Source organism: Bacillus sp. FSL K6-6540 (genome assembly GCF_038007545.1).
Genome location: NZ_JBBOXH010000001.1, coordinates 5228719 through 5243377, shown reverse-complemented (window position 1 = coordinate 5243377; position 14659 = coordinate 5228719). Strand labels below are relative to the sequence as shown.

At 50.5% G+C, this 14659-nt stretch carries 14 protein-coding genes and 1 other RNA gene; 6 read left to right on the top strand and 9 right to left on the bottom strand.

The annotated features are described in order from the left end of the window. Positions 1-108: 108 nt before the first annotated feature. The 3 genes from pepF to MHH82_RS23315 all read right to left on the bottom strand — a co-directional run bounded on the left by pepF (position 109) and on the right by MHH82_RS23315 (position 2521). A complete protein-coding gene (gene pepF / locus MHH82_RS23325; RefSeq protein WP_015736703.1) occupies positions 109-1899 on the bottom strand; it encodes an oligoendopeptidase F in 1791 nt (596 codons plus the stop codon). A gap of 202 nt (positions 1900-2101) precedes the next feature. After that, positions 2102-2284: a hypothetical protein gene (locus MHH82_RS23320; protein ID WP_015736702.1), complete on the bottom strand. Its 183-nt coding sequence runs from the start codon at positions 2282-2284 to the stop codon at positions 2102-2104. Between the two features lie 3 nt (positions 2285-2287). After that, entirely contained in the window at positions 2288-2521 is a 234-nt protein-coding gene (locus MHH82_RS23315) for a hypothetical protein (protein ID WP_009594800.1), read from the bottom strand. 196 nt (positions 2522-2717) lie between these two features. On the opposite strand from MHH82_RS23315, the gene MHH82_RS23310 reads away from it, so the two are divergent. Beyond that, the gene (locus tag MHH82_RS23310) at positions 2718-2915 is read left to right on the top strand and encodes a cold shock domain-containing protein (protein ID WP_006211711.1); all 198 of its coding nucleotides are present in this window, start codon (positions 2718-2720) and stop codon (positions 2913-2915) included. Between the two features lie 193 nt (positions 2916-3108). On the opposite strand, the gene MHH82_RS23305 is transcribed toward MHH82_RS23310, so the two are convergent. Next, a complete protein-coding gene (locus MHH82_RS23305; RefSeq protein WP_340967982.1) occupies positions 3109-4299 on the bottom strand; it encodes an MFS transporter in 1191 nt (396 codons plus the stop codon). Between the two features lie 249 nt (positions 4300-4548). Here MHH82_RS23305 and MHH82_RS23300 point away from each other — a divergent pair, with 249 nt between their 5' ends. Then, positions 4549-5631 carry a tetraprenyl-beta-curcumene synthase family protein gene (locus MHH82_RS23300; RefSeq protein ID WP_015736700.1) on the top strand — a complete coding sequence of 361 codons (1083 nt, stop codon included), beginning with the start codon at positions 4549-4551 and terminating at the stop codon, positions 5629-5631. A 21-nt stretch (positions 5632-5652) separates the two neighbouring features. Then, positions 5653-6624 (top strand): 6-phosphofructokinase, encoded by a 972-nt coding sequence (gene pfkA, locus MHH82_RS23295; RefSeq protein WP_009594803.1) that lies wholly within the window; start codon positions 5653-5655, stop codon positions 6622-6624. Positions 6625-6759: 135 nt separating this feature from the next. Here the strand turns inward: pfkA and MHH82_RS23290 are convergent, their stop codons facing one another. The 4 genes from MHH82_RS23290 to MHH82_RS23275 form a co-directional block, all read right to left on the bottom strand. Next, positions 6760-8313, bottom strand: coding sequence for an MATE family efflux transporter (locus MHH82_RS23290; protein ID WP_340970116.1), 1554 nt, complete (start codon positions 8311-8313; stop codon positions 6760-6762). Between the two features lie 97 nt (positions 8314-8410). Next, a complete protein-coding gene (locus MHH82_RS23285) occupies positions 8411-9622 on the bottom strand; it encodes a putative glycoside hydrolase (RefSeq protein ID WP_340967980.1) in 1212 nt (403 codons plus the stop codon). Between the two features lie 393 nt (positions 9623-10015). After that, complete coding sequence (locus MHH82_RS23280; protein ID WP_006211704.1) at positions 10016-10210, bottom strand: hypothetical protein; 195 nt, start codon at positions 10208-10210, stop codon at positions 10016-10018. A gap of 173 nt (positions 10211-10383) precedes the next feature. Then, positions 10384-11205: a YitT family protein gene (locus tag MHH82_RS23275; RefSeq protein ID WP_015736697.1), complete on the bottom strand. Its 822-nt coding sequence runs from the start codon at positions 11203-11205 to the stop codon at positions 10384-10386. 286 nt (positions 11206-11491) lie between these two features. Here MHH82_RS23275 and MHH82_RS23270 point away from each other — a divergent pair, with 286 nt between their 5' ends. Then, positions 11492-13093 carry a DEAD/DEAH box helicase gene (locus tag MHH82_RS23270; RefSeq protein ID WP_009594830.1) on the top strand — a complete coding sequence of 534 codons (1602 nt, stop codon included), beginning with the start codon at positions 11492-11494 and terminating at the stop codon, positions 13091-13093. A gap of 194 nt (positions 13094-13287) precedes the next feature. On the opposite strand, the gene MHH82_RS23265 is transcribed toward MHH82_RS23270, so the two are convergent. Next, positions 13288-13389, bottom strand: coding sequence for a hypothetical protein (locus MHH82_RS23265; RefSeq protein WP_015736696.1), 102 nt, complete (start codon positions 13387-13389; stop codon positions 13288-13290). A gap of 189 nt (positions 13390-13578) precedes the next feature. On the opposite strand from MHH82_RS23265, the gene MHH82_RS23260 reads away from it, so the two are divergent. Both MHH82_RS23260 and ssrS read left to right on the top strand, forming a co-directional pair. After that, a complete protein-coding gene (locus tag MHH82_RS23260; protein WP_015736695.1) occupies positions 13579-14382 on the top strand; it encodes a YesL family protein in 804 nt (267 codons plus the stop codon). 45 nt (positions 14383-14427) lie between these two features. Next, positions 14428-14619, top strand: a non-coding RNA gene (gene ssrS, locus MHH82_RS23255) — 6S RNA. Positions 14620-14659: the final 40 nt, after the last annotated feature.

The following is a 14659-nucleotide window of genomic DNA, read 5'->3' as shown; positions in this document are numbered from 1 at the left end:
GGAACACCTCCTTCCTCCAAACAGTATAAAATCCCTCGCCCGTAAAGGGCAAGGGATTTTATTCCACTGGTCAATTGAGATTAGCTCAAGCCCGCAAAAGCCGGCTGTTTATTTCGTCAACTGCTCCATCTGGTTGATGACGTCTTCAAACACGCTCATCGCCTCACGGATCGGCTCCGGAGAAGACATATCCACGCCGGCCTTCTTGAGGATGTTGATGGAGTAGTCGCTGCCTCCGCTCTTCAGGAAGCCGAGATAACGGTCAACGGCAGGCTGGCCTTCCTCCAGGATTTGCTTGGAGAAACTGGTCGCAGCCGAGAAGCCGGTCGCGTATTTGTACACATAGAAGCTGTTGTAGAAATGAGGAATCCGTGCCCATTCCATGCCGATCTCTTTATCCACCTGCATGCCTTTGCCGTGATATTTCACGTTCAGCTCGTAGTAGATGTCGGAAAGATCCTGTGGCGTCAGGGATTCGCCGCTTTCCACGCGTTCATGCACGATCTTCTCGAACTCGGCAAACATCGTTTGACGGAATACCGTTGTCCGGAATTGATCGGCATAGTAGGTCAGCAGATACATCTTCTGCTTCGGATCCTTGGCGTTCTTCAGCAGGTAATCCATCAGCAGCGCCTCGTTCGTGGTGGACGCCACTTCGGCCAGGAAGATGGTGTACTGCGCATCACGGTATTTCAAGGCGTTGTCGGAGTAGTAGGAGTGAAGCGCATGACCCATCTCGTGGGCAAGGGTAAACATGCTGTTCAGGTTATCTTTATGGTTCAGCAGAACATATGGATGGGTGCCGTATGCGCCCCAGCTGTACGCGCCGGTCCGTTTGTTCTCATTCTCGTACACGTCGATCCAGCCGTTGTCATAGCCTTCCTGCAGGCTGCTGAGATAATCATCACCAAGCGGCGTAAGGCCTTCCTTGGTCATTTGTTTCGCTTCCTCGTATGTGATATCCCATTTGTACTCTTCTACGAGCGGAGCGAACAAATCGTACATATGAAGCTCATCCACGCCCAGCAGCTTCTTGCGGAGCTCCATGTAACGGTGAAGGAGCGGCAGGCTCTCGTGAATGGTGTCGATCAGGTTCGTGTAGACTTCCTTCGGAATGTTATCCCCATAGAGAGCCATTTCCAGAACGGAAGGGTACTTGCGGACGCGGGAGTAGAACATATTTTTGTTAACGTTGGCGTTCAGCGTAGCCGCAATCGTGTTTTTCTGCTTGCCGTAGGTTTCGTAGACGGCTTTGAAGGCACGCTCGCGAACCTCGCGGTTCGGGCTCTCCAGGAATTGAATATAATTGCCGTGCGTAAGCTCGACGTCCTTGCCGTCCTCGTTTTTGATTTTCGGGAATTTCATGTCCGCATTGTTGAGCATGCCGAAAATGGTCTGCGGTGCAGAGGAGAGGTTGCCGACTTGAGCCAGCAGCGCTTCTTCCGTCTTGGACAGCACGTGCGCTTTTTCCCGTTTCATCTCCGTCAACGTGAATTTGAATTCCTTTAGGGTAGGGTCCTCGATCAGTTTATCCAGTTCCGCCTCGGACAGGGACAGAATTTCAGGCGTGATGAAAGAGAGGGCTTCTCCGGCTTCGACGTTCAGTTTTTTGGCTTTGGCGGTTAGTGCCTGATATGTAGGGTTTGCCGTATCTTCGTCATGGTGCATATGGGCGTATACGTATAAGCGTTCGGCATGGTATGAGATTTCGTCTTCGAGCTCGAAGCATTCCTTGATGGAAGCTGCGTTGTTTAACTTGCCTTGGTAATCGGCGGTTCGTTTCAGCAGATTCTTCAGCTCCGCAAAGCTTGCATCCCAAGCCTTTTGATCAGCAAATAAATCCTCGAGTTTCCATTGATGCTCTTTAGGGACATCAGCGCGTTTCAACAATTGTTCCATGGAAATCCTCCTTGAATGATATGGATTAGTTGGAGTCCGGGTTCCTTCAGACAAGACTTCGGAGCGGGCAGCGGAAAGAGCTAGCAAGCTGATGGCAAGCGTAATGCAGAGCACCTTGGCGCCTCTCATGGCATAATACCTCCTCGAATTGAAGCATCCGAGCGATAGTATGCCGCGTACCCGCCACTTTCATCCTATAAATTTACGAGGAACCCAGATTCAAGAAACTGTATACAATAAGGTAAAAGGCAAACAAGATAAAGGCGACGGCAATCAGGGCCATCCCCCTTCTCAGTCTTTGGGGTATCCGATCCCGGTACATGATCATGATGGCACCCAGACTGAAGGCCAGAATAATGAAGATGACGATATTCGTATAATCCATCCATTACACCTGCTTAAAGGCAGCCATCATTTCTCTCCACTCATCTTCCCGGCCTTCGAAATCTTCTTTGGGAAAGCGGTTTTGAGCCCAGTGCATCAAGGCTGGCCGACTCATGAAGGTATGGGTCTCTTCACCCCACTGGTCGGAAATTTCGCGAAGAACGATGTATCGGCCCTGAACTTCGACCGTCATCATGTTCCACTTGTCTTTTTTGTATATTTCATGTTTTTTGATCATATGCATCTCCGTTTGCTACTTAGGCTTTTGGGTAAATGATAACGCACTCGCGGGCTTAAAAGCAAATCATCTTCTGATTAAAATAGTGTGCCGAAAAAAGCCCCTTAGGGTGAATTGACGGATTGCATTGTCAGAAAACATGGGATATAATATGGATATTCGCCATAGATGGCGGTATTTTTAGGAGGTTGTTCATTTGAAAGGTACAGTTAAATGGTTTAACGCAGAAAAAGGTTACGGCTTCATTTCCGTTGAAGGTGGCGAGGATGTATTCGTACACTTCTCCGCAATTCAAGAAGAAGGCTTCAAGAGTTTGGAAGAAGGTCAAGCGGTTGAGTTCGACATCACAGAAGGTAACCGTGGTCCTCAAGCAGCCAACGTAACAAAACTGTAAGCTAACTCCCGATACGGAGATCTTATAGAATTACCAAGGCATGAAGCACAGTTCTCTACCGAGAACTGTGCTTTTTTGTATTCTTTTGGGTCAAGCAGGTCTGGTCAGGATCAACCAAAGGCAGGTTCGGATCGATACCCGGTCCGTACTTGCCTTTATGATCTTATACCCAGGGGGCGTTTCGCGCTGTATTCTAGGCGCCGAATCCAGAGGTATGCATCTCCTCCGGCTTGGCGAAGAGGTGCCGGTAGATAAAGCCGAGGCAGGCAGCGAAGGACAGGAGGGCTGCAAGCAGGTAGAAGGACGATCTCCCCGCGGCTTCGAACAGCAAACCGCCGAAAGCTCCACTGAGAAGCCCTGAGACGCTTGACCAGAAAATAATGAAGAGCGCCATCCCGGTCGCCCGGTACTGCCACGGAATGATCCTGGTAATATAACGGACCGCGGTTACATAGAACACGCCGAAGGTAATGCTGTGAAGCGACTGGACGGCGAGCACCGACAACGGATCGGACGCCAGCGCCATGAGCAGGAAGCGGAGCGCAAACATCAGGCTTGCAAAGCCGAGCAGCGGCAGCTCCTTCATCTTGTCTCCATACTTGCTCAGCAGGAAAAAAATCGGGATCTCGCTGGCAGCCGAGATCATCAAGGACCACCCGATAAGACCCTCGCCTGCACCAAGCCCCGATAAGGTGAGCGTCAGAAAGGCTTCATTCATGCGGTGGGCGATGGCAAGACAGAAGGTGCAGCCGAAGAACCACAATATTTCTTTCGAACGCAATATTTTGAGCAGGGCTGCCAGTTCCACAGGCTCTGATTTGGCCGCGACGCCATCGCGGATAAGAAAGGAGCATATGAGCGTAAACACGCCGATCCCGATGCCGATCGACAGCGCAGCCGAAGCGCCCGCTGCACCGATGGCATATCCAATGCCAAGGGCGAAGAACGCGTAGCCGAGCGAGCCGAATACGCGGATGACGGTAAAGCTGCGACCGTACCGCTGCGCCGTCTGGATGGCCATCGTATCCGCCAATGGATAGACCGGGTAGTAGAAGAAATAAAACAAGCTGATCGTAATCAATACAACGCCGAAGCTTGCAACCTGCCATAGGATGAGCATCGTGACAAGCTGCCCGATAATCAGAATGTTCATGATGCGCTTGATGGTCCGGTATTTGTCGCTCGTGTAGCTCCAAATCATGTTGGAGAACATGGATATCAACGGGCCGATGGCATACAGATAGCCGATCTGCGCGCTGCTGAAGCCGATCTCTCTGTAATAAAGCGGAAAATAAGAAATGACAAGGGCTGTCGTGCCGAATATCGTAAACATAAAGGCGCGGAGCCAATTCTGATCCGGTCTGGACGAAGCGGGAAGTTTCATGCTGGGGATCTCCGTTCTTTCATGAACCCGTGGACCGGTGGATGAAACGGCATTCGCGAAGTTCATGGTCTGTTGTTCAACTCCGACTAGTATATAACATATCGCTGATTGGAGATAGATGGATAATAGAATGCGTTAACGGCCGACCCCCGTCAATGATCTGTGTTATTTGTGCAAAATGGGCGATCATATTATAATAGGTTTGATTTGGATAGGTATAAAAAGACAACCATGTGGAGGCAGAGTTCATTGAATAATCAAGAGCTAAGCCGTAAGGTTCCGCGCAGTCCGGTCGGGCTGATGAGCCGGGTGTACAAATTCATACTCCCGGAAGTGCGGAGCGAATTGGAGAAGTGGCGCCGGGAGGCTGAGCAAATTCCGGATGAGGAGCTACGAAAGCAGGCACTGGCCAGTATAGATACCAAAAGATTTCACTGCCAGGGCGGTGCGGTGTATGCCGCAGCCAATCTGCCGGAAAAGCACATTCTCATTCCATTGATTGTAGCTTACCAGACAATTAGCGATTATCTCGATAATTTATGTGACCGCAGTACTTCGCTGGATCCAGCGGATTTCAGACAGCTCCATCAGTCGATGCTGGATGCCGTTACACCTGAAATGGAGCCGGCTGATTATTACGCGCTCCGGTCCGAAAGGGAGGACGGAGGTTATCTTCTCCGCCTTGTGCAGAAATGCCGGGATTGCATCGGGCAATTATCAGGATATGAAGCGGCAAAGCCCTACATAAGGGATTTGGCTGGGCTTTATACCGATTTGCAGGTATACAAGCACATCCATCCGGATAAGAGAGAAGCGGCATTGCTTGAATGGTGGTCCCGGCATGCACACCGGACACCGCATCTGCGGTGGAACGAGTTTGCGGCTGCAACGGGATCAACCTTGGGTGTGTTCATGCTGTTCTTGGCTGCAACCGATCCGTTTCTGGATGACGAGGATGCATCGTCCATTCATGCGTCTTATTTTCCGAATGTATGCAGTCTCCACATTATGCTGGATTATCTTATTGATCAAGACGAAGACAGGCTGGGCGGCGATCTGAACTTTTGTAATTATTACGAAGATGCCGATACGATGCTGAACCGTATAGCTTCCATTGTTGAGTGGGCCCGGAAGGATGTCAGAACGATTCCCTCGACCCCTTTTCATCGTATGATCATTGAGGGGTTACTGGCGTTATATTTATCCGATCCAAAAGTCAGCGAGCAGCAACTGGTTCGCACCGTATCCAAACGTTTGATGAAGAAGAGCCCGATGACCCGGATTTTTTTCTACGTCAACAGCCGATGGATTCGTAAGCATAAGCATGAGTGACATTGAAGGAGGAAAAGAGACATGGCAGAGGTTAAAAAAATTGCAGTTCTTACAAGTGGTGGCGATTCCCAAGGGATGAACGCGGCGCTGCGCGCCGTTGTACGGAGCGGTTTGTATTATGGACTAGAGGTATACGGGATTCAACGCGGTTACCAAGGTCTTCTCGAAAACGACATTATCAAAATGGACCTTCGCAGCGTAGGGGATATCATCCAGCGCGGAGGCACGATTCTTCGTTCCGCCCGTTGTGAGGAGTTCAAGACGGCGGAAGGGCAGCAGAAAGGCGCCGACATTCTGAATCAGCACGGCATCGACGGTTTAGTCGTCATCGGCGGAGACGGCTCGTACCAAGGTGCGAACAAGCTGAGCAAGCTCGGAATCAAAACGATGGGTCTTCCGGGCACGATTGATAATGATATTTCCTTTACCGACTATACGATCGGTTTTGATACAGCGGTCAGCGTCGTTGTAGACGCTGTAAACAAATTGCGCGATACGATGTCTTCCCATGCCCGCTCGTCGGTTGTAGAAGTTATGGGACGCCACTGCGGCGATATCGCCCTTCACGCGGGCCTGGCTTCCGGGGCAGAGACCATCTTGGTGCCGGAAGTGGAGTACAATCTTGATGAAGTGGCGACGCGTCTTCGCGAGAATTTTGCAAAAGGCAAGCGCCACAGCATCATTATCGTAGCGGAAGGCGTCGGACGCGGCGAGGATGTTGTCCACGATCTGAAAGAGTGCCATGCGTCAATCGATGCCCGCGTAACCGTGCTTGGTCATATCCAGCGCGGCGGAGCTCCGACTCCGTTTGACCGCAATTTGGCAAGCCGTCTCGGCGATTTTGCGGTTCGCAGCCTGATTGATGGCCAATCCGACAAAGGATGCGGCATCATCAAAGGCGAACTGGTCCTTACGGACATTGACAAGGTCGTTAACACCAAGAAGGAATTTGACCGGGATCTGTACGATCTGGCATTGCGATTGTCCCAATAAGTCCGTTTTGACGATAACGATAAAAGACCGTCTCCATGGCAGAATCCATTCTGCTTGGAGACGGTCTTTTTTAGTATAAATGTTAGACCATCCTGATGTCGCAATAACAACTTCCGCGATATGCGGTCCGTAGTCTTATGATGCGGATAAGGACGTTGTTTTTGCCTGGCCAGCGAACTTGCGTTGGACTTTGACCAGGCGCATAAGCATCAGGGCCGCGCCTACCCCAAGTCCCGTGATCAACCCGATCCAGTAGCCGAAGGCTTGCCAATCGGTATAGTTGGCGAGCACGTATCCCACAGGCAGGCCAATGACCCAGAACGATAGAAAAGCGAGCATAAAAGCGACGTTAACGTCTTTGTAGCCTCGCAGCGCTCCTTGGGTCGGCGTGGCGATCGCGTCCGAGATCTGGAAGAAAATCGCGAACAGCAGGAAATGCTGGATCAACGCCACGACCTCAGGCTCGTTGGAATATAAACCGGCAACCTGGCGGCCGGCCATAAACAGGACGACAGCGGTGATCAGCGACAGGATGACGGCCGTGCCGATGCCGAGCTTGGCGTACTTCCAGGCATCTTTCATCCGGCCCGAGCCGGCTTCAAAGCCTACAAGAATGGTTAAGCTCATGCATATGCTTAACGGCAGCATGTACAGTGTCGTAGCGAAATTCAAGGCGGCCTGATGCGCGGCAATGGTAGCCGTGTCAAAGCTGCTCATGAGCAAAGTCACCGCGGCGAAGACTGCGGTCTCGAGAAAAATCGAGAACCCGATCGGCACGCCGATTTTTAACAGGCCCTTCCAAGCGCTCAGGGATACTCCCCGAAGCTGCCTGAAGATACCGAATGGAGAGAATGGGTGATTTCTATGGATGATGACGATGGCGATCACCAGAACCGTCCAATAGGTAATGGCGGACGCCAGGCCGGCACCTACGCCTCCCAATCGCGGAAAGCCCCAGTAACCATAGATCAATAGGGCATTCAAGCCTACGTTCACCGGGAGGGTGATCAGCGTGATGACCATCGAAATTTTTGTTTGCCCGAGCGCATCGATGAAGCTGCGAAGCACGGTGTAGGCAAACAACGGAATGATGCCGATCGAGATGGCGGCAAGAAAATGGGAAGCAATCCGCCGAACCTCAGGCTCCAGGTTCATGGCACCAAGAATGCTCGGTACGACGGCATACCCGATCGCAAGGACGACGATGGCCAGTAAGACGGACAGCCAGAGCGCCTGGTTGACCTGATAGGCGACTTTTTGTTCCTGTCGTCCGCCGACGAGCTGCGAAACGATGGGGGTGATTCCCATGAGAATTCCGCTGAGTCCGGTTTGGACCGGAATCCAAATGCTTGTAGCGATGGCTACGCCTGCCAAGTCGACCGAGCTGAATTTTCCCGACATATTGGTGTCAAAAAAAGTAATGGCCGATAAAGCAAGCTGCGTTACGAGAATGGGGACGAGAATGATCGCGAATTGTTTCAGCTTTCCCCGTGTTGTAGTGGTCGGTTGCATTGTAATTTGCCTTTCTTTCGTTGAAGTTTTTATGACGCTGTTCCTATATTGTAGGACCCTGCCCTGAGCGGGTACAATAACGGGCTTATTGAGCGGCAAGCCGTAACTCAACCAGCGTTTGAATCGGGGTGCGTCAGCTTGCTTGTTCAGGGTCGGTAGTCCGACCCTAATCTTCATCATAGCATTGGCTGTCAAGAGAGGGGTTCACCATCGTTCAAACGGAAGAAAGGGCCGGCCATAAAAGATGGCCGACCCTTTCGAAACGAATGAGTGATTATTTATGAGTGACGCCTTCCGTATAACGGTTGGAAGCATTCCAGAGTAAGTATTCATCGACGTTCGTGTCTTTGAGGGCGCGAATCTGCTCCTCGATTTCCTTTTTGCCGTATTTGGCATAGTTTCCGCTTCCGAGCCAGCTGGCGGTAAAGTCCTGAATCCAAGGCCGGATGATCGGCTTCTGCTCTCCCAGCTCCTCGAGCTTCTTGTGGGTGTCTTCCATGGATCCCTTGATGGTCTGGTAAGGAGCCTTGTCCGGAACGGGGGAGCCGAACCATCCCGCCGTGTAATGGCTCGGATATACCATCGGGCTGATGATATCGACGTTTTTGGAGATTTTCACGAAGTCCTGCCCGATGCCTTCTGCCGCAGGCACCGAGGCCGCATAGCCGAAGATGTCAACGGATACGCGGATGCCGAGCGGTGCAAGCTCTTCCCGGGCATACTGCACAAAATCGGATACCACGTCCACGCGCGATTGATCCGTCTTGGTATATTTCAGGGAATCGGCCCGTTTCTCGAAACCTTCCGGAAAACGAACATAATCGAACTGGATTTCCTTGAATCCGAGTTTGGCGGCTTCTTTGGCGATCTCGATGTTGTAATCCCACACCTCTTTGCTGTACGGGTTGACGAAGCTGTCGCCGCCGCCGTTGGTCCATACGGTGCCATCGTTTTTACGGAAGGAAAGCTCCGGGTTTTTCTTGGCGAGAATGGTATCCTTGAACACAACCACCCTGGCGATCGGATAGATATCGTGTTTCTCCAACCGCTTCATCAGCTGCTTGATGTCTTTGATAAACGGCTGGGATTTGCCGAGTTCCTTCAGTTTAGGATTATCGGTCTTGTACGTTATGTATCCTTCATCATCCTTGATGTCAATGACCATGGCATTGAGATCGGTGTTGTCCAAAAGATCCACCAGCTGATTCATTCTGGAGCCGCCTGCGCTATAAGCCGTTACATAAATGCCCTTGACTTTAGGCGCGTCGACCTGCGGATCGATTGCCGTCGTATTCGGCTTGATGCCGCTTTGCCCCTGGCCTTTGCCCTCGGTTTGGCCGTGGCCTTGGCTGTTGTTTTGGTGCATGCCCTGGATCATGGCGGTGTTTAATGAGGCCTGAAGTTTGGCGGTAAGATTGCCTTCCTGCGGACTGGAACTGCCTAAACCCGCGGATGCCAAGATGAATAAAGCCAAGATGATATTCATAATTACTCTCTCCCTTGTGTACATTCACATCATGATTATAAAGGAACGGTTGCCTTCAAAAAGAACAGGATTGTTACAAACGACAATAAATTGGAAACGGTGGGCGAGCGTACCTAGTTCATTAAACGGGTGAAGGGCGTTTTAAACGTTAAAGTTCGACATTAGCGGCAAGTTTACCGTGAACAACGTGTGAACATGGGGAGTGACAAGTCGGATTAGAAACACAAAGAAGATGGATAGCGGTTACATGCGGCCTTTTGCTGCTTAACGGGAAATGACGTGCCTATAGAATTCACATTTTCTCATAAAAAAATGCCGTTTTTCACCGGTGGATTTTACCTGGACCGGAGAAGAACGGCATTTGTCGTGCAATGATCGCGTGTTGCTTTAAAATTAATGAAGCGGAGTTTGATTCTGATGCTCGCAAATGCTGAACTGAATGATCTCAAGAGCGTCCTCCTGCTCCAGAATACTCAGCCCGTCCCTAAGAACGATCATGGAATTCAATTCGTTCTGTCTGAAGAACGGTATCATTTCCGGGAACCACTTCATGACGATTTGTGACAATTTTACCGTTTCCATTTCCATAAAAATCACCCTTTCCTTCCGAATTGGTTAGGCAGGACGTTCTTTTGTAAAACGGAAAAACAATTAAAATTGGGCCTGAGCGTACGCCCGGGAATCAGATCTCATGAATATTGTAGGAACCGCGCACAAATATTATACCACATATTTACCGTACTCTCACACCTGGTAAATATTTAGTTCTTGCGGAATTGCCCCATGACGGCCGTCGTTTCCACGATATTGACGAAAGCCTCGGGATCGGTTTCCGTAATGATTTGCTTCAGCTCAGCCAGCTCATATCGTGTCGTGACGGTCATGAGCATATCCTTCTCTTTATGGCTGAAAGCGCCCTGGGTTTTGATCTTGGTTATGCCGCGGGGGCGCTTGAGCAGCTTCTCCAGCAAGGCCTCCGTCCGGTTCGTGACGATAAAGACGGTCACCTTGATGTGGCTGATGTGAAGCATATCCACCATTTTACCGGCAACATAGATGGAGGCCATGGAAGCGAGCGCCAAGTTCCAATCCTGCTCCAGATATGCTACCGCCATGATGACGATGGCGTTCAGCGTCACCAGTACGCTGCCGACGGGGAAGTCCCGATATTTCGTGACCAGGGAGCCGATGATATCGAAGCCCCCGGTTGAACCGCCGACCCGAAAGGAGAGACCGGTGCCGAACCCGACAAGCACGCCGCCGAAAACCGAGGACAGAAGCATGTCGGTTGCAACGTGATTCACCGGGATAAGCTCCAGAAACAAGGTTGTGACGATAACCGAGAGGATGCTGAGACCGACGAACCTTTTGCCCAGCTTGAACCAGCCGGTGATCAGGATCGGAATGTTGAGCACAAAATACATGATGCTGATATTAAGCGGCGTGAAATAACCGATCACGAGAGCCACGCCGGATACGCCGCCGCTGAGCAGATGGTGGGGAATCAGAAACAAATTGAATCCGGCGGCGATAATCATGCCCCCGAATACGATCGAGAAATAGGTCCATAGACGCTTCAACATAGGAATCACCTCCCGGTTATTATGACTTCTTTAAGCTTGCTGGTATTCCAGAAATGTTTTGTGATATAATGTATTGGATATTCTTGAGTAGTCCGTTACATTGATAACTTTGCAAGCTTATCAGGATGATTATACATTAACCAGTCACCATACTGGTGATAAGAGAAATATACCGGTTCACCTCGTGCAGAAAATCCTGCTGGCCGGGAAAGCCTATAAACGTTACCACTACTTAAGAATACAGAGAAGAAAGTGGAAGTCCACAGATAGAAGGAGTATGAACCTATTGAAAAATTTCGCAGATTTTGGCTTGGAGCCGCGCGTGCTGCAAGCAATCACTGAGCTTGGCTTTGAGGAAGCCACACCGATTCAATCCCAATCGATTCCGATTGCTCTAACCGGCAAGGATATGATTGGACAAGCACAGACTGGTACAGGTAAGACAGCAGCATTCGGCCTACCTCTTATCCACAAAATCGCCAAGGAAGAGGAGCGTATCGTCGCTCTCATTATGACACCGACCCGTGAACTTGCCATTCAGGTTGCTGAAGAAATCGGCAAGCTGTCCCGTTTTAAAGGAATCCGTTCCTTGGCTATTTACGGCGGACAGGATATCGGGCGTCAAATCCGCGCTTTGAAAAGAAAGCCTCAGATTATTATCGGTACACCGGGTCGATTACTTGACCACATCAACAGAAAAACCATCCGTCTTGATGACGTACAAACCGTTGTATTGGACGAAGCGGATGAAATGCTGGACATGGGCTTCATGGAAGACATCCAGTCGATCCTAAAGCTTGTTCCTGAAGAACGTCAAACCTTGCTGTTCTCCGCAACTATGCCCGCTAACATTCAGAAGTTGGCATCCCAGTTCCTAAAGGAACCTGAGCATGTATCCGTTATTCCTAAGCACGTTAGTGCTCCACTGATCGACCAAGCATATATCGAAGTTCCTGAACGTCAAAAATTCGAAGCCTTGAGCCGCCTTCTGGATATGGAGTCGCCTGAGCTTGCGATTGTCTTCGGACGTACCAAGCGCCGCGTCGACGAATTGGCAGAAGCCCTGCAAAAACGCGGATATTCGGCAGATGGCCTCCATGGCGACCTGTCCCAGCACCAACGTGATACCGTCATGCGTAAATTCCGCGACGGCAGCATCGATGTTCTCGTGGCGACAGACGTGGCAGCGCGCGGTCTCGACGTATCCGGCGTTACCCATGTCGTAAACTTCGACTTGCCGCAAGATCCGGAAAGCTATGTACACCGTATTGGACGTACGGGCCGTGCGGGCAAGGAAGGTACAGCCTGGTCCTTCGTGACGCCGCGTGAAATGGATCATCTGTATTTCATCGAGCGTGTGACGCGCCACCGTATTCCGCGCAAGCCGCTGCCAACGATTGCCGAAGCGATCGAAGGTAAACAGCGCATCATCGCTGAGCGCGTGCTTGAAATTATTGAGCAAGGGGAATTGACCGAGTACAAAGGTCTTGCCATTCAATTGCTGGAGCAGTACGATTCCGTACAATTGCTTGCAGCTGCAATGAAAATCCTGACAGGCGACAAGAAGGAAGCATCCGATATTCACCTTACCCCTGAGGATCCGATCCGCGCCAAACGCCGGAAGCCGGATATCCGTAATGGCCGCAAGCCTAGCGGCGGTTATGGCGGACGCGGCAACAGCGGCGGATATCGCCGTGACGGCGGAAGTGGCGGCGGCGGTAACCGTGGCGGCTACTCCAAAGGCGGATACAACCGTGACGGCGGTGGTGGTTACAACCGTGATCGCGATGGCGGTGGTTACAACCGTGACCGCAACAACAGCGGTGACCGCAAACCGCGTTCCTACAGCGGCGGCGAGCGTCGCCCTAACCGGAGCGGAGACGAATAATAACGGCTAACTTCCTTTACCGGGAGTAACCTGCCGAAACACCAAAAGACGAAGCAGCAGCCCACGCCAAGTGGAGCCGCGCTTCGTCTTTTGGTGCATGGTTAAAGAGGATGCACCCTGAGTGCATCCCCATTAACCGCGCAGTTTAAACCCACGATCAGCCCATCTGTTTCACGATAATGACTAAGGAGACATTAGATATAGAATGTGCTAAGAATAATTACAAGCAGGATGAACAGAACCAGGACAATACCAACGTTATTTCCGTAGCCGTAACCTCCGCCTTCACAAGACATACATAATCCCTCCTCTTTAAATTTGGAAAATTCAAGCTTGTTGAATGGATTACGTGATATCGTATGGAGAAACAGGGCCACTGGATTGGATATACACCCAGGTTCGTATAAATTAGGCTCTGGCAATGCATGTACAAAATAAGGTATATTAATAGATACATGCATGATTTGAGTGAGGAGGAAACGGATTTGGAAATGAAAGGAGCCATGGGTGGCTTATATAAGCTCACCGAGTGGATTACCCGTATTGCTTTTTCGAACATCTTGTGGGTTATTTGTACATCGCCTTTCCTGTTTATCGTTCTAACCAAATTCCTAATGGCCGTTCAGACACCGGAAGCGCATAACGAGCAGCTGCTGTCGAACTGGATCCTGGGAATATTATCACCGTTTGTTTTATTTCCGGCTACGGCGGCTTTATTTACCGTTGTGCGGAAATGGGTAATGGGCAATCCGGACGTGTCCGTGTTCAAAACGTTCTTTAAGGGTTATAAGGAAAATTACAAGCAGAGCATGATCGGCGGTATTTTTTATACGCTGCTGTTCGTGATTATGTACGTGGATTACACGGTTTATATGACGCAGCTCGATGGCTTCCAGCTTGTCGGCATCGTGATGCTGGTGCTGCTCATCGTACTGTTTGTCTCCCTGTTTAATTTCTTCTCCATGACCGTTCATTATGAGATGAAAACGACTCAGCTCCTAAAAAATGCGGTGCTGCTGACTCTGATTCGTCCGTTCCGCGTATTTTCGACTTTGATCGGAAGCGCTGTCTTGGCGTATATCGGCACGCAAATGCCGGTGCTCTTCGTGTTCTTCCTGTTCTGCCTGATGGCCTTGTTCGCGTTCTTTAACTTCTATGCGACCTTTACCAAAATGCAGGAGCAGCAGGAAAAAATGAAGAAGGCCGAGGAAGAGGAGTCGGAAACCGAGCAAGCTCTTCTGGAAAGCATGGATTCTGCCAAAAAGGGAGAGAACGGATCGAAACCTTAAATAACGAGAGGTTTACTTTTCCGGCAAAACCCCCTATAATAAGACTACATCCTGCGATGTTCGTTTCGGTTTTCCGTTGTTTTGAACCAATGACGATGTCTAGGGAGATCTATACGTAATCGTGGCTGAAATGCCCTGTCTATATGACAAGGGGAATTCATAAGCGGTTCTGCGGTCACCCACCTGCTATAGCAGGTTCGAAGACAATGTTTACCGGACGGCATAGGCGGGTTTCGTCAAGCCAATGAATGGGCACCTCTTTTATTTCGAATTCGAA

Excerpts from the sequence above, each read along its gene's own strand:
- MHH82_RS23275 (WP_015736697.1), bottom strand. The coding sequence starts at position 11,205 with ATGTTGAAGCGTCTATGGACCTATTTCTCGATCGTATTCGGGGGCATG.
- MHH82_RS23320 (WP_015736702.1), bottom strand. The coding sequence starts at position 2,284 with ATGGATTATACGAATATCGTCATCTTCATTATTCTGGCCTTCAGTCTG.
- MHH82_RS23315 (WP_009594800.1), bottom strand. The coding sequence starts at position 2,521 with ATGATCAAAAAACATGAAATATACAAAAAAGACAAGTGGAACATGATG.
- pepF (WP_015736703.1), bottom strand. The coding sequence starts at position 1,899 with ATGGAACAATTGTTGAAACGCGCTGATGTCCCTAAAGAGCATCAATGG.
- MHH82_RS23305 (WP_340967982.1), bottom strand. The coding sequence starts at position 4,299 with ATGAAACTTCCCGCTTCGTCCAGACCGGATCAGAATTGGCTCCGCGCC.
- MHH82_RS23280 (WP_006211704.1), bottom strand. The coding sequence starts at position 10,210 with ATGGAAATGGAAACGGTAAAATTGTCACAAATCGTCATGAAGTGGTTC.
- MHH82_RS23265 (WP_015736696.1), bottom strand. The coding sequence starts at position 13,389 with ATGTCTTGTGAAGGCGGAGGTTACGGCTACGGAAATAACGTTGGTATT.
- pfkA (WP_009594803.1), top strand. The coding sequence starts at position 5,653 with ATGGCAGAGGTTAAAAAAATTGCAGTTCTTACAAGTGGTGGCGATTCC.
- MHH82_RS23285 (WP_340967980.1), bottom strand. The coding sequence starts at position 9,622 with ATGAATATCATCTTGGCTTTATTCATCTTGGCATCCGCGGGTTTAGGC.
- MHH82_RS23290 (WP_340970116.1), bottom strand. The coding sequence starts at position 8,313 with ATGAAGATTAGGGTCGGACTACCGACCCTGAACAAGCAAGCTGACGCA.